Here is a 24,541-nt window from a genome sequence, read left to right on the forward strand (position 1 = left end):
GCAAATCGTCGAATGTCCCGGCGCGATGACGCAAGTGACTGCTGTGACCTACTCCGCAATCGACAGCACGATGCCGTCCAGGATGTCATGCTCGCTGACGGTCAGCTCGTCGATGCCGGCACGGGTGCGCAGCTCGCGCGCCAGCTCCTCCACCACGATCGCGCCCCCGCCGATCACGTCGGCACGCCCTTCGTGCATCGGCGGGAGCGCCGCACGCTCGGATCGGGACATCGCGATCAACCGCTCGCACACCGCCAGCAGATCGCCGCCGGGGACACGCGAAAGATGAATGGCCGCAGAGTCATACGCCGTCATGTTGTGGGCCAGCGCGGACAGCGTCGTCATCGTGCCGGCCAGCCCCACCCACGTCCGCGCCCCTTCCACCGGCACGACGCCCAGCGCGACGTCAAGACCCTCGCGCACCACCGCGCGGGCCGCCTCCACCTCGTCGGGCGTCGGCGGGTCCGAGTGCAGGCAGCGTTCGGTCAGCCGGACACAACCGATGTCGGCCGAGTAACTCGCCACCACCTTGTCGCCGCCTACGACGATCTCGGTAGAACCGCCGCCCAGGTCCACGACGACGAAAGGCCCTGCCGCAGGATCTAATTCGCCGACGGCTCCACGGAAGGAAAGGGCGGCCTCCTCGGCGCCGGTGATCACCTCCGCCACCGCGCCGGGCACCACGGCACCCAACACGTCGGCCGTCATCGCAAAGAAGACATCACGATTGGCGACGTCGCGAGCCGCCGACGTGGCCACCATCCGCACCCGCTCGACGCCATGGCGCTCGAGCAGCGACGCGTAATCGGTCAAAGCGTCCCGGGTCCGGGCGATCGCGTCCGGCGCGAACTGGCCCGTCGCGTCGACGCCCTGCCCCAGCCGCACGATCCGGGTCTCCCGATGCACGTCGCGCAGCCGGCCGTCGATCATATCGGCGATCAACAACCGAATCGAGTTGGTGCCGCAGTCGATTCCGGCGAGCCTGCTCACCATTGGCCCGCCACCAAAACGCCCGCCATGGCGGGTTCGGGGGCCAGGATCGCCAGCGCCTCATCGCCGAGCGGATTGCAACCGGGTCCCTTGGCCAGCGAGTGTGCGATCAGCACATGCAGGCACTTGACCCGATCCGGCATTCCGCCACCGGAAAACGTTGTCCCCAGCGGCTCGATCGCGTCTCGTTCGGCCAGATATGACTCATGCGCTCGCCGGTACGCGGCCGCCAATTCCGGGTCATGCCGCAGCCGCTCGGTCATCTCACGCATCAAGCCCGTCGTTTCCAGCCTGCTCGCTGCCGCGGTCAACACCGGATGTGTCAGGTAGTAGAGCGTCGGAAACGGTGTCCCGTCAGGAAGTTTCGGTGCGGTCTTCACCACGCCGGGCTCGCCGTTGGGGCAGCGGTAGGCAATCTCGAGGACGCCGCGCGGCTCACGCCCGAGCTGACGCGCCACGGCCTCCAGGTCGGCACGATCAACCACCGGGCGCCGTGGGGTTCGGCGGGCCCGGCGGAACGGGACCGGCTGGGCCCGGTTCCGACGGGGCGGGCGGGACTTCGGCCGGGGGAACATTCGCCGGCGGCAGGTGCGGCGCGTCGGCGATGGTGTGCCAGAGCGACGTGTACCAGGGATCGCCGTTGGCCGGTTTCGCCGCCTGGCTTCCCGGCTCGGAAGGTGTCGCCGCGGTCGGCGGAAGCTGGACCTGGAACGGGATGTCGCCCGGCTTCACAAACCCGAGCCGCTCGCGGGCCTGCGCGGCGATGTAGGCCGGATCACCGAGTTTCGCCTTCTTCTGCTCGAGTTCGGCGATCTGAGCGCGCAACGCGGCTTCGCTTGCCATCAACTGATTCATCTCCGTGCGCTGCGCGAAGTAGGTCCGCACCGGGCCGGCGATGGTGAGCGTCAGCACGCAGACGACCGCGGCGAGCACCGCCGCGCGCCGCGCGGTGAAACCCAGCCGCTGCTCGGAGCGCTGTTCGACCGATTCGACCGCCTGGCGCTTGATGGGCTCGACGACATGCTCGGCCGACCGTGCGCTGGGCTGCTTCCCGGTTCGGGACGGCTTGGAAGACGGCTTGGCCGTGCGGCGGCGCCGAACCGAATCCCCGGCCTTCCCCGGACGCGATGCCGGGGAGCGCCGTTTCGGATCCGGCTTGGCGGACAAGCTATTTGGCCTCCGGCGCATACCGCGGGAACGCCAGATCGCCGGCGTAGCGGGCGGCGTCGCCCAGCGCTTCCTCGATCCGCAGCAGCTGGTTGTACTTGGCGACACGCTCACTGCGGGCGGGTGCGCCGGTCTTGATCTGCCCGCTGCCGACGGCCACCGCCAGATCGGCGATCGTGGTGTCTTCTGTTTCGCCGCTGCGATGGCTCATCATCGTGCGGTACCCGCTGTGATGCGCCAGCGCGACCGCGTCCAGGGTCTCGGTCAGCGTGCCGATCTGGTTGACCTTGACCAGCAACGCGTTTGCCACGCCCTTTTCGATACCCTCTTCCAGGCGCTCGGGATTGGTGACGAAGATGTCGTCGCCGACGATCTGGACGCGGTCGCCGATCGCCGCCGTCAGCGCCGCCCAACCTTCCCAATCGTCCTCGGAGAGCGGGTCTTCGATCGAGATCAGCGGGTAGGAGCCGAGCAGGTCGGCGTAGAACTCCGTCATGTGGTCGGTGCTGCGGGTGCTGCCCTCGAAGATGTATCCGGTGCCCGCGTTGTAGAACTCGGTGGCCGCCGCGTCGATGGCCAGCGCCACATCGGTACCGAGCTTCAGACCCGCCGACTCGATGCCCTGGCAGATCAGGTCCAGGGCCGCTTTGGTGTGGGCCACGTCCGGGGCGAACCCGCCCTCGTCACCCAGGGCGGTGCTCAACCCCTGCTTCTGCAGCACCGATTTGAGTGAGTGGTACACCTCGGCGCCCCAGCGCAGCGCCTCACTGAAACTGGGGGCGCCGATCGGCGCCACCATGAACTCCTGGATGTCGACAGCGGTGTGGGCGTGCGCACCGCCGTTGACGATGTTCATCATCGGCACCGGCAGGATGTGGGCGTTGGGTCCGCCGACGTAGCGGAACAGCGGCAGCTCAGCCGAGTCGGCGGCCGCTTTGGCGACGGCCAGCGACACGCCCAGGATTGCGTTGGCGCCCAGCCGGGACTTGTCCGGGGTGCCGTCCAGGTCGACCAGCGCCTGGTCCACCAGCCGCTGGTCGTCGGCGTTGAGCCCGATCACCGCAGGGCCGATCTCGTCGAGAACGGCTTGCACGGCCTTTCGCACGCCCTTGCCGCCGTAACGCTCACCGCCGTCACGCAACTCGTGGGCCTCGTGCTCACCGGTCGACGCGCCGGACGGCACCGCCGCGCGGGCGAAGGTCCCGTCGATCAGGGCAATCTCGACCTCGACCGTCGGGTTGCCGCGGGAATCGAGGATCTCGCGGGCCCCGACCTGCTCGATAATCGGCACTGAGTTTCTCCTTGCGTCGTAGCTGGTGCCGGCCTCGCCGCCGTTAGCGTAGAGCCTGGTACATCCTGCTACAGCGGGTGACCGGCCGCATAAGCGGTCGCCCAGTCGCGCACCGCGCGCGCGTAGACGCCGGAATTGTTGTAGGCCCGCAGCGCGGTTATCCAGCCGCGCGGCGTCGCTAAATCCTTTCCCCGCCAACACAGGTAACCCGCGGCCGCGAGCGCGGCGTCGTCGATGTTGTCGGGGCTGAGGCGGCCGTCGTTGTGGGCGTCGACGCCGTACAACCGCCAGGTCTCGGGGATGAACTGCATCGGCCCCATGGCCCGCACCACCCCGTCGTCGTCCGTCACCGGTTCCTCGCTGTCGACGATGCGCAGAGTGCCGCCGCTGCCGTCCAGGCGGACACCGCGAATGGGCGGGCTCACGTCACCGTTGGGCGCCAGCCGCGCGCCGCGATAGGTGCCGTGGTGGCTCTCGACCTGCCCGATGCCCGCCAGTGTGGTCCACGCGATATGGCACTTCGGGTTCTCGACCTCGGCGACCCGGGCGGCGTACGCGTAGGCCTCCAGCGCGATTACCGGGATCTCCAGGGTCGTGGAGCGCTGTTCGGCCCAGGCCCGAAGCTGGTCCGCGGGCCGACCGCTGGCGTGCGTGTCCACCGGCGGCACAGGAGCGCCGGCAGGCGGCGGGACGCCCTCCGGGATGAACAGGCTGAGCTGCCACGTGCAACTGGAGGCCAGCAGCATCGCGGTCGCGCCTATCACGGCGGCCGCGCGCAACCAACGCCTCGGCGACACCATGCTGGTTAAAGCTCCCTCGATTCCCCTGCACCAACTTCCGCACAACCATCGTCCCATGGGTTGCGGTGCTGCCCGGGCGTATCGGGGCTCGAACGCGGGATTTCGGCCAATTATCGGTTAGCTGACGCAGCTTTGGCGGTCAGGCGTCATCGGCAACCGCACCCCCAGCAGGCTCGTCGACCACCTCGTCCGACGGCCAGTGCTCACGCCACTCCTCTTCGGTGACCTCGCCGAGCGGGGCGACGTCGAATTCCTCCGGAACATCCGCGCCGCGGCGCGTCGCGGCGATCGCCCGCTCGACCGCCCGGACCGTGTCCACGAACTCCAGAACCGCCGTGCGCAGCGCGCTTTCCGCGTCACCGTCGGCCGACACCGCGATGGAGGTGATCTCGGCGGGAATGAGATCGGCGGGCAGGCCGGCCTTGTCGGCACGCTGAATCACCTTCTGAGCCAACGCCAACGCCGGCTGCCCGGTATGCACCTCGTCCATCACGTATTTTCGCGGCTTTTCGGCCGCCTTGCGCTCTTCCCATTGGGCCAATTGCTCTTCGAGTGAAATGGTCTGACCCGCAAGCACACCCGGAACCCGATTGCCCAACTTTCGCATCAGCGTGACGGCGACGTCATCGATGGTGAAGGGGAATTGCGGGGCGTCCTCCGCGATGCGCGCGTGAAAGAGCACCTGCAGCAACACGTCGCCGAGTTCTTCGCGCAGCTGGTCGGCGCTGCCGCTGCGGACCGCGTCCAGCAGTTCGTAGGTCTCCTCCAGCAGGAACTTGCGCAGCGAGTCGTGGGTTTGCTCACTCTCCCACGGCCCGGCGGTGCGCAGCTTGTCCATCATGGCCACCACGTCGACCAGTCGTTCGCCGCGCGGCGTCTCCGGCGCGGAAATCAGCCGGGCGCCGGCCGCCAGCCGGGCGGTGACGGCGGGATGCTCGGGATCCGAGGACAGCAGCACCGGCGCCGGATCGTCGGGGTCCCCGGCGTGCACCGGACGCGCAGCGGGCAGCGACCACGGCACCGCGACGGGCATCTCCTCGGTGTACTGCACTTCACCGCTGAGGTGTTCGATGGCCTCGACCGGCACCAGCGACGGGCGGCGCGGGTCGAACAAGACGACGATCATGAGCGTCGCTCTCCCCCGCGAGCGGGTGGTGCCCCCACCCCATCGCTTCGTCCCCCGCAAGCGGGTGGTACCCCCACTGCATCGTCGCCGCCGCGGATCATCGCGCCTGTCGCTCCTCACTGGCCATCGCTGCAGGTGAACTCGTTATACCAATATCGGTCTGGGGTTTACCTTGCAGCGCCGTCACCAGGTCGGCCACCATCTGCACCAGCTCGACGTCGCGGATGCGCGCCGCACCGACACCCCCGGCCCGCGGGATGGGCACCTGCACCGTGGAGGTCGTGGCCCGGTAGTTCGCGGCGGGATACATCCGCTTCAGGCGCACCTGGGCCGAATCGGGCAGTGTTATCGGCGACAGCCGCACGGTCGCCGCGGACGGGGCCGACACCTCGGTGATGCCGGCGGCCCGGCACAGCAGCCGCAACCGCGCGACCGCCACCAGGCGCAGGGCCGGCTCGGGCAACGCACCGTAGCGGTCGACGAGTTCCTCGATCACGGCCGCGATCTCGTTGTCCGAGCCCGCCGCGGCCAGCCGCCGATAGGCCTCCAGCCGTAGCCGATCGCTGGCGATGTAGTCCGGCGGCAGGTGGGCGTCCACCGGCAGGTCGATCCGCACGTCCTTGGGCTCCTCGGCGGTGGTGACGGTCTGGCCGTCGGCCGCCGCCCGGTAGGCCTCCACGGCCTCGCCCACCAGTCGCACGTACAGGTCGAATCCGACCCCGGCGACGTGCCCGGACTGCTCGACGCCCAGCACGTTGCCGGCGCCACGGATTTCGAGGTCTTTCAGCGCGACCGCCATGCCCGCGCCCAGCTCGTTGTTCTGCGCGATTGTCGCCAACCGGTCGTAGGCCGTCTCGGTCAGCGGGGCGTGCGGCGGATACAGGAAGTAGGCGTAACCCCGCTCGCGGCTGCGCCCCACCCGGCCACGCAGCTGATGCAGCTGCGAAAGCCCGAAGGTGTCGGCGCGCTCGACGATCAGCGTGTTGGCGTTGGAGATGTCCAGCCCGGTCTCCACGATCGTCGTGCACACCAGGATGTCGTACTCGCGGTTCCAGAACCCCTGCACGGTGCGTTCCAGCCGCTCCTCGGGCATCTGCCCGTGCGCGACGACCACCCGCGCCTCCGGCACCAGCTCGCGGATCCGGGCCGCCGTCCGGTCGATGGAGCTCACCCGGTTGTGCACGTAGAAGACCTGCCCGTCGCGCAGCAGTTCGCGCCGCAAGGCGGCGGCCACCTGCTTGTCGTCGTGCGGCCCGACATAGGTCAGCACCGGATAGCGCTCTTCGGGCGGGGTCAGGATCGTCGACATCTCGCGGATCCCGGCCAGGCTCATCTCCAGCGTGCGCGGAATCGGCGTGGCGCTCATGGTCAGCACGTCGACGTGCGTCCGCAGCGACTTGATGTGCTCCTTGTGCTCGACGCCGAACCGCTGCTCCTCGTCGACGACGACCAGGCCCAGGTCCTTCCAGCGCACCCCGGTCTGCAACAGCCGGTGCGTGCCGATCACCACGTCCACCGACCCGTCGGCCAGGCCCTCGATCACGGCGCGGGACTCGGCGTTGTCGGTGAACCGGGAGAGCCCCTTGACGGTCACCGGAAACCCGGCCATGCGGTCGGTGAACGTCTGCAGGTGCTGGTCGGCCAGCAGCGTGGTGGGTACCAGCACGGCGACCTGCTTGCCGTCCTGGACGGCCTTGAACGCCGCCCGCACCGCGATCTCGGTCTTGCCGTAGCCGACGTCGCCGCAGATCACCCGGTCCATCGGGATCGGCTTCTCCATGTCCGCCTTGACCTCGGTGATCGCGGTGAGCTGGTCGACGGTCTCGGTGAAGCCGAACGCGTCCTCCATCTCGGCCTGCCACGGGGTGTCCGGCGCGAACGCGTGCCCGGCGCTGGCCTGCCGTTTCGCATACAGCGCGACGAGCTCGCCGGCGATTTCGCGCACCGCGCGGCGGGCCTTGGTCTTGGTGTTGGCCCAGTCGCTGCCGCCCAGCTTGCTCAGCGCGGGCGCCTGCCCGCCGACGTACCGGGAAAGCTGGTCCAGCGAGTCCATCGGGACGTAGAGCTTGTCGGACCCGCCGCCGCGCTTGCTGGACGCGTACTCCAGCACCAGGTACTCGCGCCGCGCGCCGCCGACCGTGCGCTCGGTCATCTCGACGAACCGGCCGATGCCGTGCTGGTCGTGCACCACCAGGTCGCCTGCCGTCAGCGCCAACGGATCGACGGTGTTGCGCCGCTTGGCCGCCAGCCGCTTGCCCTCGACGGCGGTGGCCCGGCTGCCGGTCAGGTCGGTCTCGGTGATGACGACCAGGTTGGCGCCGGGGATGACGACACCGTCGTGCAGCGGGCCCTTGAGGACGCTGACGATCCCCGGCTTGAGCGTGGTGTCGGCCGCGCCCGGTTCCAGCATCGCGGCGGGGGTGTCGGAGTCGGCCAACCGCTCGACGACCCGGTGGGCGGTGCCCGCGCCGGGGGCGACGACCGCGGCGTAGCCACCGGTCGAGACGTGCGCGCGCAACATCGCGAAGATCCCATCGATGTCGTGCTGATGCCCGCGAGCCGACGGCGCCGCGCGCACGTCGAGCTCCACGGCCGACTCGTCGGACAACTGGCTCAACGTCCACCAGGGATGACCGGACTTCGCCGCCGCGGCGCGCACGTCGTCCAGTTCGGCGAACCCCGACCCGCCGAACTGCTCAACGTCGACGGGCGCGTCGGTGCCCAGCGCCGCGACGGACCACGACGCCTCGAGGAACTCGCTGCCGGTCTTGATCAGGTCGGCGGCCCGGGTGCGTACTTTTTCGGGGTCACACAGCAGCACCGGCGTGCCCTCGGCCAGTTGGTCGGTCAGCAGCACGTGTTCGCCGGGCCGTAGGACCGGCAACAGCGCCTCCATGCCGTCGACCGCGATGCCCTCGCCCAGCTTGGCCAGCATGTCGGTAACGCTGCCGGTGATGGCGGGCTGGGTCCCGCAATGCCGGGCGGCCAGCGCGGCGGCCCGCTCCCGCACGTCGTCGGTCAGGAGCAGCTCGCGGCAGGCCACCGCAATCACGGTTTCGACCTCGATCTCGGGTATCGAGCGCTGGTCGGCGACGGCGAACATCCGCATCTCGCTGACCTCGTCCCCCCAGAACTCGACGCGCACCGGGTGCTCGGCGGTGGGCGGGAAGACGTCGAGAATCCCGCCGCGCACGGCGAATTCGCCGCGCCGGCCGACCATGTCGACCCGGGTGTAGGCCAGCTCGACCAGCCGGGCGACCACCTCCTCGAAGGCGATCTCCTGGCCGACGGTGAACGTGACCGGCTCGACGAGGCCCAGCTGCGGCGTCATCGGCTGCAGCAGCGAGCGCACCGCGGTCACCACGACGCGCAGCGGTGGACCCAACCGCGCGTCGTCGGGGTGAGCCAGCCTTCGCAGCACCGTCAGCCGGGCGCCGACGGTGTCGACCCCCGGAGAGAGCCGCTCGTGCGGCAGGGTCTCCCAGGACGGGAAGGCCGCCACGGCGTCGCCGAAGACGCCGCGCAGTTCGGCGGTCAGGTCGTCGGCTTCACGCCCGGTCGCGGTGACTACAAGCAGAGGACCCAACCGCTCCAGCGCGCTGGCGACGAAGAGCCGTGCGCTGGCTGGACCCACCAGGTGAAGCTCGGCCGGTCGCTCGGCCGCGCTTTCGATCAGTTGCTGGAAGGTCGGCGCGGTGAGCGCCAATTCAACGAGCCCCGCGATCGGGGGTTCTGGGCTAGCAGGCCCCGGTGCGGTCATGATGAATCCATTCTAGGGGCGCCAGAATTCGTCAATTTCGAGCCCGGCGCCGTCAAGGGATCGTTAGGAAAGCCGTCTGCGGCCCCGCGCGGGCGCACGTTGGATTCATGACTTTGCTGGACCTCCTGCCGTCCCTGGGCCACCCGGCGCCGCTGCTACGCGCCGGTGCCAGACTGCACGCCCCGGCCGGTGTCGCCGACGAGTCCGATTTCCGGGATCGCGCCCGCCGTTGGCGCAAAACGTTGCGGGGTGCACGCGTCGTCTACTTCGGAAGGTCGCCGCTGACCACCGAAGTCGCGCGCAGGGCGAGCGAAGAGGGCCTCGGCATCGGCGTCCGCTCGGCCGGCGAGTTGGCGGTCGCCCTCGCCGCGGGGGCGGACCCGGCGCGCATCGTCGCGCACCCGGGATCGCCCGACATGTTGCGCGACGCGGTGGGCGTCGGTGTCGGGCGCATCGTGCTGAACTCGCCCGTCGCGGCTCCCCACGTCGCCGGCCCGCGACGGCGGGGCCCGGCGCGGCCCACCTTCGACCTCGTGGGCCTGCACTGCCGACTGGATTCTGGGGCACCCGGGACCAGCTACGGCGAGGCGATCCGCCGGACGATCGCCGCCATGGCGGACGTCCGCGCCCGGCACGGCCTCATCCTGACCGAAGTGCACGTAGGCGGTGACCAGGCCCGCCCGTACGTTGCCGGCGATTGGAAACTCGGTCTCGACGAGCTGGCCGCCGTCATCGAGGAGGCGCTCGACGAAGCTTGCGCCGCAGAGCGGTTTCCCCGGCCGGTCGTCGCGGTAGGTGTGACGCTGACCGAGTGAACCTGCTGGACGGGAACCGCCCCGAACGTCACGCCGCCGGACGAGTCTCTAGCCGTCCTGCAGCCGGGGGTCGGCTTCCAGGTGGGTCAGCCCGTTCCACATCAGGTTGACCAGGTGCGCCGCGACCACTTCTTTCTTGGGCTCGCGCGTATCGAGCCACCACTGCGCCGTCATCGACACCGAGCCCACCAATGCCTGCGCGTACAGCGGCGCCAGCTCGGGGTCCAGGCCGCGGCGGGCGAAGTCGCCGGCCAGGATGGAGCTGACCTGGTTGACGGCGTCATTGAGCAGGCTGGAGTAGGTGCCCGAGCTGATGGCGGCCGGTGAGTCGCGAATCATGATGCGGAAGCCGTCGGTGCGCTCTTCGACGTACGTGAGCAGCGCCAGCGCGACCCGCTCGACCCGCACCCGCGAACGGTTGTTGGTCAACGACGAGGTGATCCCGTCCAGCAGCGCCGACATCTCGCGGTCGACGACCACGGCGTAGAGCCCCTCCTTGCCGCCGAAATGTTCGTAGACGACCGGCTTGGACACGTTGGCGCGTAGCGCGATCTCCTCGATGGAGGTGCCCTCGTAACCGCGCTCGGCGAATAGCGAGCGTGCGATGCCGATGAGTTGTTGCCGGCGCTCGGTACCGGTCATCCGGGCGCGCGGCGCGCGCGCCTCTTTGTCCGGCTCCTTATCGAGAACAGCCACGTCAATCAGCGTATAGGGTCGCCCGCACCGAACCGCACCTCTTTCCCTCGGCGCCGCGATCCGCCCGCACACCGTCTAAAGTCTGTTGGTGGCGCTGGCCCATGGGCTTGCAATCCGTCGTGGTGTAATCGGCAGCACCTCTGATTTTGGTTCAGATAGTTCAGGTTCGAGTCCTGGCGACGGAGCTTGGGCCCCCGCGGTCGGCGAGGCGACATGAGATCGCCCAGGGCGCGGTCTTTGCGTCAACATCAGGTGAAGTGCCACGCTTGACGGCGGGTCGTCGTGCCAACGCGCACGCCGGGGTTGAGGAGAGTTGATGGCGTCTCGTGGTGATACCGCGGTCCTGGTGCTCGCGGCCGGGCCCGGCACCCGGATGCGGTCGGACACCCCCAAGGTGCTGCACACGATCGGCGGTCGCAGCATGCTGTCCCACCTGCTGCACGCGATCACCAAGGTCGCGCCGCAACACCTGGTCGTGGTCCTGGGCCACGACCACCAGCGCATCTCCCCGCTGGTCGCCGGGTGGGCGGACGACCTGGGGCGCGGCATCGAGGTCGCCCTGCAGGACCGCCCGCTGGGTACCGGCCACGCGGTGCTGTGCGGCCTGTCGGCGCTGCCCGACGACTACGCCGGCGTGGTCGTCGTGACCTCCGGTGATACGCCGCTGCTGGACTCCGACACCGTGGCCGACCTGATCGCGACCCACAACGCGGGATCGGCCGCCGCGACCGTGCTCACGACGACGCTCGCCGATCCCACCGGGTACGGCCGCATCCTGCGCACCCAGGACAACGAGGTCACCGCGATCGTGGAACACGCCGACGCGACACCCTTCCAGCGGGAAATCCGCGAGGTCAACACCGGCGTCTACGCCTTCGACGTCGCGGCGCTGCGCTCCGCGCTGAGCCGGCTGAGCTCCAACAACGCCCAACAGGAGCTTTACCTCACCGACGTCATTTCGATCCTGCGCGGCGACGGGCAGGCCGTCCACGCCCAGCGCGTCGACGACAGCGCCCTGGTCGCCGGCGTCAACAACCGCGTCCAGCTCGCGGAGCTGGGCGCCGAACTCAACCGCCGGATCGTCGCCGCCCACCAGATGGCCGGGGTGACCATCATCGACCCGGCGACCACCTGGATCGACGTCGACGTCACGATCGGCCGCGACACCGTCATCCACCCCGGCACTCAGCTACTGGGCCGCACCCAGCTCGGCGGCCACTGCGTCGTCGGCCCGGACACCACGCTCACCGACGTCACCGTCGGCGACGGCGCATCGGTGGTGCGCACCCACGCCACGTCGTCGGCCATCGGCGCCGGCGCCACGGTCGGTCCCTTCACCTACCTGCGGCCCGGAACGGTGTTGGGCGACGACGGCAAGCTCGGCGCGTTCGTCGAGACCAAGAACTCGACCATCGGCGCCGGCACGAAAGTTCCGCACCTGACCTACGTCGGCGACGCCGACATCGGCGAGCACAGCAACATCGGAGCGTCCAGCGTGTTCGTCAACTACGACGGCACGTCCAAGGCCCGCACCACCATCGGCTCGCACGTGCGCACCGGGTCCGACACCATGTTCGTCGCCCCGGTGACGGTCGGCGACGGGGCGTACACCGGCGCCGGGACCGTGGTGCGCGAGGACATCCCGCCGGGCGCGCTGGCGGTGTCCGCCGGACCGCAACGCAACATCGAGGGCTGGGTGCAGCGCAAACGGCCGGGCAGCGCGGCGGCGGAAGCGGCCGCGAAGGCGGCGAAGGCCGACCACGAGACATCCGGGCCCGAATAGACATCGTGACTTTGGTATCTGGTAACCCGGCCACATTTCCGTACCATTCGCTACGTACGATTGGCCATCCACTTCTGATCCGAACGGCGAGGGCAGCGCGTTGAGCCACGACTGGACCGACAACCGCAAAAACCTGATGCTCTTCTCCGGCCGTGCGCACCCGGAGTTGGCCGAGCAGGTGGCAAAAGAGCTCGACGTCCACGTCACCGCTCAGACGGCGCGGGAGTTCGCCAACGGCGAGATCTTCGTCCGGTTCCACGAGTCGGTCCGCGGGTGCGACGCGTTCGTCCTGCAGTCGGCCCCCGCGCCGGTGAACGACTGGCTGATGGAACAGCTGATCATGATCGACGCGCTCAAACGGGGCAGCGCCAAGCGGATCACCGCCGTCATGCCGTTCTACCCCTACGCCCGCCAGGACAAGAAGCATCGCGGCCGCGAACCGATCTCGGCGCGACTGGTCGCCGACCTGCTCAAGACGGCCGGTGCCGACCGGATCGTGACCGTGGACCTGCACACCGACCAGATCCAGGGCTTCTTCGACGGGCCGGTCGACCACATGCGCGGGCAGAACCTGCTCACCGGCTACATCCGGGACAACTACCCGGACGGAAACATGGTGGTCGTCTCCCCCGACTCCGGCCGCGTGCGCATCGCCGAGAAGTGGGCCGACGCGCTGGGCGGCGTCCCGCTCGCCTTCATCCACAAGACCCGGGATCCGCGGGTGCCCAACCAGGTGGTGTCCAACCGCGTCGTCGGCGAGGTGCAGGGCAGGACCTGCGTGCTGATCGACGACATGATCGATACCGGCGGCACCATTGCCGGCGCTGTGCAGCTGCTTCGCGACGACGGCGCCGCCGACGTCATCATCGCCGCCACCCACGGCGTGCTGTCCGACCCGGCCGCCGAGCGGCTCGCGGCGTCGGGCGCCCGCGAGGTGATCGTCACCAACACGCTGCCGATCGGCGAGGAGAAGCGCTTCCCCCAGCTCACCGTCCTGTCCATCGCGCCGCTGTTGGCCAGCACCATTCGCGCCGTCTTCGAAAACGGCTCCGTCACGGGGCTATTCGACGGGGACGCCTAGATGGCCGATACCGTCATCTACCACAACCCGAAGTGCAGCACGTCCCGCAAGACGCTGGACTTGTTGCGCGACAGCGGGTTTGAGCCGACGGTCGTCGAATACCTGAAGAACCCCCCGTCCCGCGACGAACTGATCAACATGATCAACGACGCCGGGATCGACGTGCGCACCGCGGTGCGCAAGCGGGAAGCGCTGTACGCCGAACTGGGTCTGGCCGACGCCACCGACGAGCAGCTGCTCGACGCGATGGCCGAACACCCGATCCTGATCGAGCGGCCGTTCGTCGTCACACCGAAGGGCACCCGGCTGGCTCGGCCGGTCGACACGGTCCGCGAGATTCTGTGAGACGTGCCTGCGCGGCCGCCGCAATTGCGGTGACGCTGCCCGCGGTGGCGTGCGGCCCGAAAACGCCCGACTATCAATCGATCTGGTCCACGACGCCGACAACTACGACGACCACGACACGGGTCGCCAAGCCCGTGCCGCTGTCGCAATATCTGCAGAACATCGGTGTGACCGGCGAGCAGGTCGCGCCGGGCAACCTGCCCGACCTGACGGTGTCGATACCGACACCCCCGGGCTGGTCGGTCGCGAACAATCCGCACATCTCCCCGAAGACGCTGATGATCTCCAAGGGCGGCAAGTATCCGACCGCCAGACTCGTGGTGTTCGTACTGCACGGCGACTTCGACGCCGCACAAGTGATCCAGCACGGCAACGACGACGCCCAATTGTTCCAAGACTTCAAGCAGCTGGACGCCTCGACGACGCCCTACAACGGCTTCCCTTCGTCGATGATTCAGGGCAGCTACGACTTGGATGGCACCCGGCTACACAGCTTCAACCGGATCGTCATCGCCACCGGTTCCCCGCCCGCCAAGCAGCGATACCTGGTTCAGCTGACCATCACCGGCCTGGCCAACGAGGCGGTCGCGCAGTCGACCGACATCGAGGCGATCATGCGAGGATTCGTCGTCGCGGCGAAGTGATTGGCCAGTGCGCGCCACTTCCGTCACATGAATCACTGCGTGTAGGACTGCGCGTTTTGCCCGCCTCCGAGCGACAACTGGACTAGCTGGACTCGCGAAGTGATCCCGAGTTTGGCGTAGACGTGGGTGAGATGGGTTTGAACCGTACGCGGTGAGATGAACAGGCGGGCCCCGATGTCCTTGTTGCCCAAGCCTTCCCGGACCAGACGCACCACGTCCTGCTCCGTCGGGGTCAGCGATCCCCACCCGCTGGCCGGGCGCTTACGCTCGCCGCGCCCGCGCTGTGCGTAGGCGATCGCCTCATCGGTGGACATGTCGGCGCCTTCGGCCCAATTGGTGTCGAAGTCGCTGTTCGGCAGCGCTTCTCGCGCCTTCGCCAGCACGGCCTGGTAGCCGGATTCGTACATCGGGCGGCGAACCTCACCGGTCCGCCGCCGCATGCCATCCGCCGCGCCCAGCACGCGAGCCGCGTGCGCGTGTTTGCCGGCGTCTACCGCCAGGCACGCCAGGCATTCCAGCGTGTCGGGCACCCGAAGGTATCCCTGGACGCGGGCGGCGACCGCCAGGGCGTCGTGCGCGTCACGCTCCGCTTCGTCCGGTTCGCCCTGTGCCAGCGCGATGTAGGCGCGCGCCGTCAGCGCCACCACCTGCTGGTAGCCCGGCACGATGGTGACGTTCTCGTCGGCCCATCGGCGGGCGACGTCCAGGTGGCCGCAGGCAAGTGCGGCCTCGGCGATCGGGTTGACGCTTCTGGTGAACACCTCCCGCGAGGGACTGGTGCGCTGCCATGCCGTCTCACAAAACCGCAGCGCCTCGTCCGCATCGTCGTCGGTCAGCACGGCGTCGGCGAGGATCGCGTACACCGTGTCTTCGGACGACCCGCCCATCGCCTCGGCGGCCACCAGGGCGGACTCGGCGGCGGATCGCGCGGCGGCGGCGCGACCCAGGCGACTGAGCACAACGCTGTGGACCGTGTGGCCATAGGTTTTCATTACTACCTCGCCCGCCGCCTCCGCCTCCTGCGCCAAAGTCCTCCCCACCTCCTTGGCCTCGGCGAGATGCCCCTGCATCATCAGCGCGATACCGAGCCAGGTTCGACAATTGCGAGAGAAGAACTTGTCACCCAGCGTGTCGGCGAGAGCACGCCCCCTTTCGGCGGCCGCGCGCGCCTCGACTGGTCGCCCTGCGAAGGCACCCACCGTCGCCTGGTGGCTGTGGATCTGGCAAAGGCTCCACAAATCACCGGCGGCGCCGGCGAGGTCGATCGCCTCCGCGAAGTAGGGCTGCGCCACCTCCGAGCTGTAAACGGTGCTCATTCCGCAACCGATCAGCGCCCGGGTGACCAGCGTCGGATCGTCGAGCTGTCGTGCTATTCCAAGCGCGTCCTCAGCGGGCCCCAACTCCGTCGGGATTCCGATCCACGCCGCGAGGACCTGTCGCTCGACCACGGCACCCGCTCGCACTGCCGGAGCGATCCCGGAATGACCTGCCTCGTTGAGAATCGAGTCCAGTCCGGCTATGCCCTCCAGGGTGCGCCCGCCTCGCAGCCACAGCGGTCGGAGTAATGAGATAAGCCTCAGCCCGGTCTCCAGGTCGGAATTCTCGCGGCACCAGGTGAAGGCGGCCCGCAGATTGTCGACTTCCGTTTCTCCCCAATGCAACAGCAGCTCATCGCGGGAATGGCCCTCTGACGCCAGTTCCGCGGCCTTCGCGGTGTAGTAGTCGCGGTGGCGGGTCCGCACCTCGTCAGACTCACCGGACTCACCGAGTTTTTCCTGCGCATATTGACGGACCGTCTCCAACAGCCGGTACCGCATCCCGGCTCCGGTCTCCTCGGCGACCACCAGAGATTTGTCGACCAACAGGCTCAACTGGTCCAACAATTGGTAGCTCTCGACTTCGCTGCCGGCACCGACGGCTTGGGCGGCGTGCAGGTCGAAGTCGCCCGCAAATGCGGCCAAGCGGCGGAACAAAATTCGTTCGGGTTCGGTGAGCAGCGCATGCGACCAATCCACCGAGGCCCGCAGCGTCTGCTGGCGGCGCACCGCGGTGCGGGCGCCCCCGGTGAGGAGCCGGAACCGGTCATGCAGGCTGTCGAGGATCTGCTGTAACGACAGCGCCCGAACCCGTGCGGCGGCAAGCTCGATCGCCAACGGCATGCCATCCAACCGCCGGCAGATTTCTTCGACCGGCGCCCGATTATCCTCTCCCACAATGAAGTCGGGTCGCGAGCGCCGGGCGCGGTCGGCGAACAACTCGATCGCTTCGTCAGCCAAGCTCAAGGACGGTACCCGCCAACCGAATTCGCCCGGCACGCCGAGCGGTTCGCGGCTGGTGGCCAGGATGGTCAGCTGCGGGCAAGCCTTGAGCAATTCCTCGGTCAGCGACACGCACGCGTCGATCAGGTGCTCGCAGTTATCCAGTAACAGCAACACGTTCCGCCGACCGAAGAACCGCACCAATAGTTCCGTGGTAGAACGCCCCTGCTGATCGGGAAGCCCGAGCGCACGCGCGACGGCGACCGGCACCACGGCGGGAATCGTGATCGGCGCGAGGTCGACGTACCACTGCCCGTCGGGGAAGCGGTCGCTGAGATCGGAAGTGATCTCGATGGCAAGCCGCGTCTTGCCCACGCCGCCCGCCCCGGTCAGGCTCACCATGCGGTTGTCCGCGACGATGTGTCGCAACTGCTCGATTTCTTGTTCGCGCCCAATGAAACTCGTCAATTGGGTCGGAAGATTATGCGCGGCAACCGCATTGCACACTCGCAGCGGCGGAAATTCGTTGGCCAGGTCGGGATGGCACAGCTGCACGACGCGCTCGGGGCGCGGCAGATCGCGCAGCGGGTAGCTACCCAGGTCGGCGAGCCACACGCCGTCGGGCAGCCGGTCCACCACCATCGCTTCGGTCGCACCGGACAACACCGTCTGGCCACCGTGCGCGAGATCGCGTAGCCGGGCCGTGCGGTTGATGGTGGGGCCCGCGTAGTTGGCGTCGTCGCGCAACTGGATCTCGCCGGTGTGTATCCCGATCCGCAGCCGAATGGGCGCCAGTGGGGCGCACTGCACGGCAAGCGCGCACGCCACCGCGTCGGACGCGCGGGCGAAGGCGGCCACGAAGCTGTCCCCCTCGCCCTGCTCGAGTGGGCGAACACCGTCGTGCGCGTCGACGGCGTCGTTGACGGTCTTGTTCAGCCGGGTCAGCGCAGCGGTCATTTCCTCAGCCCGGGTTTCCCAGAGCCGGGTCGAGCCCTCGACATCGGCCAGCAGCAACGTCACCGTGCCTGTCGGCAGCAACTCGCTCACGCCCAACTCGTTCCAGTTCAGCGACGGCATCTCCGCGTGTTGGCTCATGGTAGCCAGCTTCGCGGGCTCCCAGCACGCAAACATCGGCCACAGCGCGTAGATCTTCCCCGAAAGCGCCGCCGAAACCTACGCGGTCGACCGCGCACATTTACGCGCTGCGGCGGATGGTCTTTGTCGCCCGCCCCCCGATAGTCGACTCAACGCCGAGTGAGGAGACCGCTATGACCACCGTCCAAACCAGTGAGTGCCCGAGCGTGTTCGACGCCGGGGTGCCTTTCTTCTCCTATGACCACCTCACCGATCCCGACGAGGCGCACCACGCCATCGCCGCCGCCCGCGAACAGTCCCCGATCGCCATGGGGCCGCGGGGGCCGGAGGTGCTGAGCTACGAACTGGTCCACCAGGTACTGCGGGACCCCCGCTTCATCACGGCCCACGGCCTCGGGCTCGACCTGCAAGGCGTCACCTCCGGCCCGTTGTGGGACAGGGCGACCGCCAACATCCTCGGACTCGACGGTGCCCAGCACCACCGGCTGCGCCGGCTGGTATCCAAGGCGTTCGCGCCGCGTGGTGCCGAGCGGCTGCGTTCGCTGATCGTCGAGGTGATCAACGGATTGGTCGATCCGCTGACCGAGGCCGGGCATTGCGACGTGGTGTCCGACATCTCCCGCCGCTACCCCACCCCGATCATCTGCGCCCTGCTCGGCGCGCCGCCCGAGGACTGGCAGCTGTTCTCCGACTGGACCGACGACATCAAGAAGCTCTTCGACTGGAACGTCGCCGAGGACGCCCCGGCGATCCTGGCCGCCTGGGACCAGCTCGACGCCTACCTCGAAGGCCTGATCGCCCGCCGGCGCGCATCACTGACCGACGACCTCGTCTCCGACCTCATTCGCGCCGAGGAGGACGGCGACCGGCTCACCCATGACGAGTTGCTCATGTTGTGCGCCACGCTGCTGGGAGCCGGCACCGACACCACGCGCAACCAGCTCGCGGCGGCGGTGCAAGCGCTCTGCGCGCACCCCGACCAATGGGCGTTGCTCGCCCGGCGTCCTGAGCTGGCGGCCAACGCGGTCCACGAGCTGATGCGTTACTGGCCAATCATTTTCGGCACCATCCGGCGGGCCGCCGAAGATGTCGACCTGGCCGGCGTTCGCGTTCCCGCGGGCACGCTCGTGCTGGCCAACACCGCCGCGGCCAACCGTGACCCCAGTGTCTACGACCGCCCGGACCGCCTCGACATCACCCGCGAGGGCGCCGCGCCCATGCTCACCTTCGGCGGTGGCGTGCACTACTGCCTCGGCGCCCACCTGGCGCGCTTGGAGCTGACAGAGGCGCTTCGCGTCATCACCCAGCGCATGCCCAATCCCCGCGCGGCCGCCCCCGCGCAGTGGAGGGCCATCATCGGCATCACCGGGCCCACCACGGTGCCGCTGGAGTTCGACACCGGGCACTGAGGGAGTCCTATTAGGCTCGTCAGGCATGACCAACTGGACCGCCGCAGACCTGCCGTCGTTCGCCGGGCGCAGCGTGATCGTCACCGGGGCCAACAGCGGACTGGGCGCGGTGACCGCCCGCGAGCTGGCGCGGCGAGGCGCGACGCTCGTCATGGCCGTCCGCGACGTACGCAAGGGCGAGAAGGCCGCGCTGCAGATCAGGGGCTCACATACCGGCCCGGTCGAGGTGCGCCCGCTCGACTTGCAGAATCTGTCGTCGGTGCGGGAGTTCGCCGACGGGGTGGACAAGGTCGACGTGCTGATCAACAACGCCGGCATCATGGCCGCCCCGTACGCCCGGACCATCGACGGGTTCGAGAGCCAGATCGGCACCAACCACCTCGGTCACTTCGCGCTGACCAACCTGCTGCTGCCCAAGCTCACCGACCGGGTGGTCATGGTGTCGTCGATGGCGCACTGGGCGGGACGGATCAGCATCGACGACCTGAACTGGGAGCGGCGGCGATACTCACCCTGGCTGGCCTACAGCCAGTCCAAGCTCGCCAACCTGCTGTTCACCAGCGAGCTGCAGCGACGCCTGGATGCGGCCGGTTCCACGCTGCGCGCGCTGGCCGCCCATCCCGGCTACTCGCACACCAACCTGCAGGGCGCATCCGGCCGGAAGCTCGGCGACGCGCTGATGTCGGCCGTCACCCGCGTGGTGGCCACCGACGCCGACTTCGGCGCCCGGCAAACGCTCTACGCCGCCTCGCAGGACCTGCCGGGCGACACGTTCGTCGGGCCGCGGTTCGGCCAGACCGGCCGCACCCAATCGGTCGGACGTAGCCGCCGGGCGCAGGACCCGGCGATGGCGGCGGCGCTGTGGGAGCTGTCCGAGCAGCTCACCGGCACCAAATTTCCGCTCTGAGGTGCGGATGCGCTAACCTGACCGGGCGTCACGGCGAGGGTGGCTGGCCAGCCAGCACCGTTATCGACGGAGACCGACGAACTGTCGCGACCCCGGCCGTGCCCCGACACTCAGGCATTGAGCACACAGGAGCGACACGATGGCCAAGTCCGCAGGCAACCAACTCACCGCCACGGTGCGAACCGAGACCGGCAAGGGCGCGTCCCGCCGAGCCCGCCGCGAAGGCAAGATTCCCGCCGTCCTCTATGGCCACGGCAGCGACCCGCAGCACCTCGAGCTGCCCGGTCACGACTTCGCCGCCGTGCTGCGCCACGCGGGCACCAATGCGGTGCTGACCCTGGACATCGACGGCAAGGAACAGCTGGCGCTGACCAAGGCGCTCGACATCCACCCGATCCGCCGCACCATCCAACACGCCGACCTGCTGGTCGTGCGCCGCGGGGAGAAGGTCGTGGTCGAGGTCCGGGTCGTCATCGAGGGCGACGCCGTTCCCGGCACCCTGGTCACTCAGGACACCAACACCATCGAGATCGAGGCCGACGCGCTCTCGATCCCCGAGCAGCTGACGGTGTCCGTCGAGGACGCCGAGCCGGGCACCCAGTTCACCGCCGGGCAGATCGCACTGCCGAAGGGCGTCAACCTGATCTCCGACCCGGAGATGCTGGTGGTGAACGTGGTGACCGCGCCGACCGCCGAGGACCTCGAGGAAGAGGGCGCGGGCGAGGTCGCCGAGGCCGAAGCAGCCCCCGCGGAAGAGGAAGCCGGCGAGGCCACAGATTCCGGGGCCCCCGCGGACGAGTCCGAGTAGGCGGACCGCAACGTGGCCGAGCCGTTGCTGGTGGTCGGCCTGGGCAATCCCGGAGACAACTACGCCCGCACCCGGCACAACCTCGGGTTCATGGTCGCCGACCTGCTCGCCGAACGGCTGGGCTCGAAGTTCAAGGTGCACAAGCGTTCCGGCGCCGAGGTGGTCAGCGGCCGGCTGGCGGGGCGCTCGGTGTTGGTGGCCAAGCCGCGCTGCTACATGAACGAGTCCGGCCGCCAGGTCGGGCCGTTGGCGAAGTTCTACTCGGTGACCCCGGCCGACATCATCGTCGTCCACGACGACCTCGACCTCGACTTCGGCCGCATCCGGCTCAAGATCGGCGGCGGCGAGGGCGGCCATAACGGGCTGCGCTCGGTCGCGTCCGCGCTGGGCACCAAGGAGTTTCAGCGGGTCCGCATCGGGATCGGCCGGCCGCCGGGGCGCAAAGACCCGGCGGCTTTCGTGTTGGAGAACTTCACCGCCGCCGAGCGCGGCGAGGTCCCGACCATTTGCGAGCAGGCCGCGGACGCCACCGAGTTGCTCATCCAGGTGGGACTGGAGCCGGCGCAGAACCAGGTCCACGCCTGGTAACCGCCGCGGCTTAGGTGACCAGGGTGGCGGAGTGGGACCGGCGCAGCTTGCCCGACGGTGTCTTCGGGATGGTGCCCGGCCCGAGCACCACGACGTTGCGGGGCCGCATGTCGACCTCGGCCACCACTTCGCGGGCGACCTGGTGCTCGATGCGGCGCACCTCGGCGGGGTCCTGCCAGGCGTTGGACTCGACGGCGACCGCGAACGTTTCGCGTGAGTGGCCGGCGTCCAGGCGCACCGCGACGGCGCAGCCGGGCCGCACCCCCTCGACGCGGCAGGCGGCCCGCTCGATGTCGGTGGGGTAGATGTTGCGGCCCGCCATGATGATGACGTCCTTGACGCGGCCGCACACCACGACGTGCCCGTCCTCGGTCAGGTAGCCGAGGTCACCGGTGTCATACCAGCCGTTCTCGTCCTGCGCCGGGATGAAACCGCCCATGGTCAGGTAGCCGGGCGTCAGCGACTCCCCGCGCAGCTCGATGACGCCGACGCCGCGCGGCGGCATCACGTCGCCGTTCTCGTCGATGATGCGCGCCTCGAGGTCTTGCAGGAGCGGGCCCAGGGTCGCCAGCCTGCGGGTGTTGCCCTTGGTGGCGGGCACGGCGCGGCGCAGGGCGGCCAGCAGGTCGGCGTCGACCTCGTCGACGACCAGACCGGCGTTGCACTCCGAAAACGACACAGCCAGCGTCGTCTCGGCCATGCCGTAGGCCGGCAGGATCGCCGACGGCCGCAGGCCGAACGGCTTGCCGGCGTCGAGCAGGTCCTCCACGTCGGCGGGTTCCACGGGCTCGGCACCCGAGAGCGCGAAACGCAGGGTGGACAGGTCGAAATCGCCGGGCTTGGCGTTGCGCCGCAACCGCTTGGCCAGCAGGGCGTAGGCGAAGTTGGGCGCCGCGGTCATGGTGCCCTTGTACTTGTCGATCAGCTTGGCCCACAGCAACGTGTCACGCAGGAAGTCCATCGGCGTGACCTTGACCAGCTCCGCGCCGAAGTACATCGGGATGGTCAGGAAACCAACCATGCCCATGTCGTGGAAGCAGGGCAGCCAGCTGACCATGACATCCCTGTCGACGTCGTACTCGGCGCCGATGAACATCGCCTCGGCGTTGGAGTAGATGTTGCGATGGGTGATCTGGACGGCTTTGGGAGAACCGGTGGAGCCACTCGTCAACTGCATCAGCGCGAGGTCGTCCTCGCCGACCTCGACGGGGTCGATCGGCTCCGACGCCAGCAGGTCGGCGACGGTGAGGACCTTGATCCCCTTCTCCTCCAGCACGGGGATGGCGACCAGGAACGGCTCGGAGACGATGACGGCCTTGGCCTCGATCATGCCGATGACGTTCATGGTGTCTTCGGCCCACACGGCCAGGTCGGTGCGCGGCGTGGGCTGGTGCAGCATCGTCAGGCTGGCCCCGCGCATCCAGAGGCCCTGCGCCGTCGGGGCGATCTCCACCGGGAAGCCGGCCAGGACACCGACCGCGTCGCCCAGGCCGATCCCGGCGGCGGCCAGGCCGCCCGCGATGCGACTGGCGCGCTCGTGGACCTCGCCCCAGGTGTGCCGGACCGGCTCGTGCGGTTCACCGGTGACCATGCCCGTCGTCGCGTTACGGGCATTGCGGTACATCTTCTCGGTAAACCTGCTCACGCAAACCTCCTCGGTTCCGGCGCCTGGCCCAACGCCCGGGATTTCATATTCCGCCCACTGGGTAACGCTTCGGAACAGGCGCGCAAACACAGTCGGGCGGCGGTTAGGTCTCGAATCGGCGATGAGTCGGCTACCTGCCATTCGGCCGGCCGATGAGCGCGAAGCGGGCCCGAGAACCGCCGGCGGGCCCGAAGCATCAGTCGCCCGCCGGAGACCCCGGCGGACGACAGAAATGTGTGATCTTGCTCAGCGCGACTCGTCACCGCGCATATCTTAAACTCCTCTTAGGGAACAGCCCAAACGAATGCGGTTTTTGGGGTGCTTTTCACACTTCGGTGGGCGTCGGCACCACACGCGCCCCCGCCACCGGCCCGGTGGCTACCCGTACCGTCCGGCAGACACCCGCCCCGGACACCTGGGCGCCCACGTCGACCGCCGAGGCGGCCGAGGGGCACAAGAAGGCGCATGTCGGGCCCGACCCGGACACGATGCCCGCCAGCGCACCGGCCTCGACCCCGGCTCGCAGGGTTCGGCGCAGCTTCGGATTCAGGCTCACGGCGGCCGCCTGCATCTCGTTGCCCAGCAGCGACGCCAGCTGTTCCGGGTCGCCCGCGGCCAAGGCCGCCAGCACCGGGCCCGGGCCGGCGAGCCGCGGCGGGTCCCCCGCTTCGCGGAGCCGGTCCAGCTCGACGAACACCGCCGGCGTCAGCAACTCACCGTCGGCGAACGCCAACACCCAGTGGAAGGTGTTGCGCGACAACACAGTGGCCAACTCCTCGCCGCGGCCGGTGCCCAGTGCGGTGCCGCCGTGCAGGGCGAAGGGCACGTCGCTACCCAGGCGTGCGGCGAGCATGCGCAGGTCGCGCCGGGGCACGTTGAGCTCCCACAGCGAGTTCATGGCGACCAGCACCGCGGCGGCGTCGGCGCTGCCGCCGGCCATCCCGCCGGCCACCGGGATGGATTTGTCGATCATGATCGAGACGTCGGGCGCCCGGCCGACGTGTTCGGCCATCAGTTCGGCGGCCTGCCAGGCGAGGTTGCGTTCGTCGGTGGGCAGCGTGTCGGCGCCCTCGCCGACGAGCTCGAGCGACAGCACGTCGGCGTTGCGGACCGTCACCTCGTCGAGCAGGGAGACGGCCTGGAAAACGGTGGTGAGCTCGTGATAGCCGTCCTCCCGGCGGTCGCCGACCGCCAGATAGAGGTTGACCTTTCCGGGCACCCGAACGGTGACCGACCCGGTGGGCACCCACTGGGCGGCGGTATTGCCGTCAGATGCGGACACCGCAGCAGACTATCGCTGCCGCCGGTCAACTACACGCAGCGGCGCCCCGAA

Annotated in this window: 19 protein-coding genes, 1 tRNA gene and 2 pseudogenes; 10 read left to right on the forward strand and 12 right to left on the reverse strand. The window is 69.0% G+C overall.

Annotated elements, in window-relative coordinates; all coding sequences use genetic code 11:
• Positions 1-48 precede the first annotated feature (48 nt).
• From A5697_RS07040 to mfd, 8 genes and pseudogenes are all read right to left on the reverse strand, one after another.
• A complete protein-coding gene (locus A5697_RS07040; protein WP_068009167.1) occupies positions 49-993 on the reverse strand; it encodes a Ppx/GppA phosphatase family protein in 945 nt (314 codons plus the stop codon).
• Positions 987-1,475, reverse strand: coding sequence for a DUF501 domain-containing protein (locus tag A5697_RS07045; protein WP_067942841.1), 489 nt, complete (start codon positions 1,473-1,475; stop codon positions 987-989). The genes A5697_RS07040 and A5697_RS07045 overlap by 7 nt, the downstream gene beginning before the upstream one ends.
• Positions 1,468-2,157 carry a septum formation initiator family protein gene (locus A5697_RS07050; RefSeq protein ID WP_156673192.1) on the reverse strand — a complete coding sequence of 230 codons (690 nt, stop codon included), beginning with the start codon at positions 2,155-2,157 and terminating at the stop codon, positions 1,468-1,470. The genes A5697_RS07045 and A5697_RS07050 overlap by 8 nt, the downstream gene beginning before the upstream one ends.
• A gap of 1 nt (position 2,158) precedes the next feature.
• Positions 2,159-3,448: a phosphopyruvate hydratase gene (eno, locus tag A5697_RS07055; protein ID WP_067942838.1), complete on the reverse strand. Its 1,290-nt coding sequence runs from the start codon at positions 3,446-3,448 to the stop codon at positions 2,159-2,161.
• 68 nt (positions 3,449-3,516) lie between these two features.
• On the reverse strand, positions 3,517-4,245 hold the full coding sequence (locus A5697_RS07060) for a lytic transglycosylase domain-containing protein (protein ID WP_156673195.1): 729 nt from the start codon (positions 4,243-4,245) through the stop codon (positions 3,517-3,519).
• Between the two features lie 142 nt (positions 4,246-4,387).
• Positions 4,388-5,374: a nucleoside triphosphate pyrophosphohydrolase gene (locus A5697_RS07065; RefSeq protein ID WP_068009175.1), complete on the reverse strand. Its 987-nt coding sequence runs from the start codon at positions 5,372-5,374 to the stop codon at positions 4,388-4,390.
• A 26-nt stretch (positions 5,375-5,400) separates the two neighbouring features.
• Positions 5,401-5,475 (reverse strand): annotated as a pseudogene (locus tag A5697_RS28725) (hypothetical protein); the annotation flags it as partial.
• Positions 5,472-9,134, reverse strand: a complete 3,663-nt coding sequence (mfd, locus tag A5697_RS07070) for a transcription-repair coupling factor (RefSeq protein WP_068009178.1) — start codon at positions 9,132-9,134, stop codon at positions 5,472-5,474. The pseudogene A5697_RS28725 and the gene mfd, both read right to left, overlap by 4 nt.
• A gap of 107 nt (positions 9,135-9,241) precedes the next feature.
• Here mfd and A5697_RS07075 point away from each other — a divergent pair.
• Positions 9,242-9,928: pseudogene (locus A5697_RS07075) on the forward strand (diaminopimelate decarboxylase); the annotation flags it as partial.
• Positions 9,929-9,997: 69 nt separating this feature from the next.
• Here A5697_RS07075 and A5697_RS07080 read toward each other — a convergent pair.
• Positions 9,998-10,591 (reverse strand): TetR/AcrR family transcriptional regulator, encoded by a 594-nt coding sequence (locus A5697_RS07080; protein ID WP_156673196.1) that lies wholly within the window; start codon positions 10,589-10,591, stop codon positions 9,998-10,000.
• 167 nt (positions 10,592-10,758) lie between these two features.
• On the opposite strand from A5697_RS07080, the gene A5697_RS07085 reads away from it, so the two are divergent.
• From A5697_RS07085 to A5697_RS07105, 5 genes are all read left to right on the forward strand, one after another.
• Positions 10,759-10,830, forward strand: a tRNA-Gln gene (locus A5697_RS07085).
• A 131-nt stretch (positions 10,831-10,961) separates the two neighbouring features.
• Positions 10,962-12,428, forward strand: coding sequence for a bifunctional UDP-N-acetylglucosamine diphosphorylase/glucosamine-1-phosphate N-acetyltransferase GlmU (glmU, locus tag A5697_RS07090; protein WP_068009183.1), 1,467 nt, complete (start codon positions 10,962-10,964; stop codon positions 12,426-12,428).
• A gap of 100 nt (positions 12,429-12,528) precedes the next feature.
• Positions 12,529-13,509: a ribose-phosphate diphosphokinase gene (locus tag A5697_RS07095; protein ID WP_066957338.1), complete on the forward strand. Its 981-nt coding sequence runs from the start codon at positions 12,529-12,531 to the stop codon at positions 13,507-13,509.
• The gene (gene arsC / locus A5697_RS07100) at positions 13,510-13,854 is read left to right on the forward strand and encodes an arsenate reductase (glutaredoxin) (RefSeq protein WP_067944183.1); all 345 of its coding nucleotides are present in this window, start codon (positions 13,510-13,512) and stop codon (positions 13,852-13,854) included.
• Positions 13,851-14,498 (forward strand): LpqN/LpqT family lipoprotein, encoded by a 648-nt coding sequence (locus A5697_RS07105; protein ID WP_067944181.1) that lies wholly within the window; start codon positions 13,851-13,853, stop codon positions 14,496-14,498. The genes arsC and A5697_RS07105 overlap by 4 nt, the downstream gene beginning before the upstream one ends.
• A gap of 32 nt (positions 14,499-14,530) precedes the next feature.
• Here A5697_RS07105 and A5697_RS07110 read toward each other — a convergent pair whose 3' ends face one another.
• On the reverse strand, positions 14,531-17,851 hold the full coding sequence (locus A5697_RS07110; RefSeq protein WP_068009304.1) for a LuxR C-terminal-related transcriptional regulator: 3,321 nt from the start codon (positions 17,849-17,851) through the stop codon (positions 14,531-14,533).
• A 173-nt stretch (positions 17,852-18,024) separates the two neighbouring features.
• Here A5697_RS07110 and A5697_RS07115 point away from each other — a divergent pair, with 173 nt between their 5' ends.
• The 4 genes from A5697_RS07115 to pth all read left to right on the forward strand — a co-directional run bounded on the left by A5697_RS07115 (position 18,025) and on the right by pth (position 21,563).
• Positions 18,025-19,260: a cytochrome P450 gene (locus A5697_RS07115; protein WP_068009186.1), complete on the forward strand. Its 1,236-nt coding sequence runs from the start codon at positions 18,025-18,027 to the stop codon at positions 19,258-19,260.
• A 25-nt stretch (positions 19,261-19,285) separates the two neighbouring features.
• Positions 19,286-20,167, forward strand: coding sequence for an oxidoreductase (locus A5697_RS07120; protein WP_068009189.1), 882 nt, complete (start codon positions 19,286-19,288; stop codon positions 20,165-20,167).
• A 139-nt stretch (positions 20,168-20,306) separates the two neighbouring features.
• Positions 20,307-20,975: a 50S ribosomal protein L25/general stress protein Ctc gene (locus A5697_RS07125; RefSeq protein ID WP_068009192.1), complete on the forward strand. Its 669-nt coding sequence runs from the start codon at positions 20,307-20,309 to the stop codon at positions 20,973-20,975.
• A 12-nt stretch (positions 20,976-20,987) separates the two neighbouring features.
• A complete protein-coding gene (pth, locus tag A5697_RS07130) occupies positions 20,988-21,563 on the forward strand; it encodes an aminoacyl-tRNA hydrolase (protein ID WP_067944172.1) in 576 nt (191 codons plus the stop codon).
• Positions 21,564-21,573: 10 nt separating this feature from the next.
• Here the strand turns inward: pth and A5697_RS07135 are convergent, their stop codons facing one another.
• Complete coding sequence (locus tag A5697_RS07135; protein ID WP_068009196.1) at positions 21,574-23,208, reverse strand: fatty acyl-AMP ligase; 1,635 nt, start codon at positions 23,206-23,208, stop codon at positions 21,574-21,576.
• Between the two features lie 325 nt (positions 23,209-23,533).
• Positions 23,534-24,490, reverse strand: coding sequence for a 4-(cytidine 5'-diphospho)-2-C-methyl-D-erythritol kinase (locus A5697_RS07140; RefSeq protein WP_067944168.1), 957 nt, complete (start codon positions 24,488-24,490; stop codon positions 23,534-23,536).
• Positions 24,491-24,541 lie beyond the last annotated feature (51 nt).

It is taken from the genome of Mycobacterium sp. E3251, from assembly GCF_001666835.1.
Taxonomy (GTDB): domain Bacteria; phylum Actinomycetota; class Actinomycetes; order Mycobacteriales; family Mycobacteriaceae; genus Mycobacterium.

What these genes read in the sequence shown, in the direction of transcription:
- A5697_RS07040 (WP_068009167.1), bottom strand. Translation starts at nt 993, where the DNA reads ATGGTGAGCAGGCTCGCCGGAATCGACTGCGGCACCAACTCGATTCGG.
- A5697_RS07065 (WP_068009175.1), bottom strand. Translation starts at nt 5,374, where the DNA reads ATGATCGTCGTCTTGTTCGACCCGCGCCGCCCGTCGCTGGTGCCGGTC.
- mfd (WP_068009178.1), bottom strand. Translation starts at nt 9,134, where the DNA reads ATGACCGCACCGGGGCCTGCTAGCCCAGAACCCCCGATCGCGGGGCTC.
- A5697_RS07080 (WP_156673196.1), bottom strand. Translation starts at nt 10,591, where the DNA reads ATGACCGGTACCGAGCGCCGGCAACAACTCATCGGCATCGCACGCTCG.
- glmU (WP_068009183.1), top strand. Translation starts at nt 10,962, where the DNA reads ATGGCGTCTCGTGGTGATACCGCGGTCCTGGTGCTCGCGGCCGGGCCC.
- arsC (WP_067944183.1), top strand. Translation starts at nt 13,510, where the DNA reads ATGGCCGATACCGTCATCTACCACAACCCGAAGTGCAGCACGTCCCGC.
- A5697_RS07110 (WP_068009304.1), bottom strand. Translation starts at nt 17,851, where the DNA reads ATGAGCCAACACGCGGAGATGCCGTCGCTGAACTGGAACGAGTTGGGC.
- A5697_RS07115 (WP_068009186.1), top strand. Translation starts at nt 18,025, where the DNA reads ATGACCACCGTCCAAACCAGTGAGTGCCCGAGCGTGTTCGACGCCGGG.
- A5697_RS07120 (WP_068009189.1), top strand. Translation starts at nt 19,286, where the DNA reads ATGACCAACTGGACCGCCGCAGACCTGCCGTCGTTCGCCGGGCGCAGC.
- A5697_RS07125 (WP_068009192.1), top strand. Translation starts at nt 20,307, where the DNA reads ATGGCCAAGTCCGCAGGCAACCAACTCACCGCCACGGTGCGAACCGAG.